The 609-nt window shown below is 36.6% G+C and carries 1 protein-coding gene and 1 pseudogene; both read right to left on the bottom strand.

Translation table 11 applies throughout. The features are described from left to right. Nucleotides 1-497 (bottom strand): helix-turn-helix domain-containing protein (locus LI149_RS15050; RefSeq protein ID WP_227143613.1); only part of this gene is annotated, 497 nt, incomplete at its 3' end. After that, nucleotides 445-609, bottom strand: a pseudogene (locus tag LI149_RS15045) (IS607 family transposase); the annotation flags it as partial. The pseudogene LI149_RS15045 and the gene LI149_RS15050, both read right to left, overlap by 53 nt.

The raw sequence follows: 609 nt of genomic DNA, 5'->3' as shown, positions 1-609 counted from the left end.
TCAAAGGATATTCTCGGATTCATATATTTAACATCTGTTGGAATACGTCCATGTTCTGCAAGTCTTACCCAATTCATTTTTTGCTTATTTGCTTTCCTGCTGGAAGAAAAGCCTTCAAACTTAACGTGGGTATTACTGAATTGTATCTTAACGTTGTCCTGATAGAACTTCGGCATTGATCTCTTTCTGGACTTGAATCTTGGGAATTTTTGCAAACCCTTGAAAAAGTTCTTATACGCAGTACAGGCATCTTTGATTGCCTGTTTGGTTACATTATTTGAAATATTCAGCAGCCATGCGTATTCATCAGAATGTCTGAGCTTTGTAAATTCTTTTCTGAGTTCTGAATCTGAAATGAATTTGCCACCTTTTTCATAATTTTCTTTTTCCCTGGCCAAAGCCCAGTTATAAGCAAATCTTGAAGCACCTGCGTACTGAAACATCTTAGTTTTCTGTACGTTGTTTGGTATCAGCATTACTTTTATGGCTTTTACCATCTGTTTCCTCCTGTATCAATTCCCGGATAAGTTTCTTAGCTTTGTTCGCTCGTTTTCCTTGTAATTTGCAGCTGAATACTGTGATTATTTGAACCAGATCTTCAACAAGTTC

It is taken from the genome of Dorea sp. 210702-DFI.3.17 (assembly GCF_020560825.1).
GTDB lineage: Bacteria > Bacillota > Clostridia > Lachnospirales > Lachnospiraceae > Dorea > Dorea formicigenerans.
This window is presented reverse-complemented; position numbering and strand designations above follow the sequence as displayed.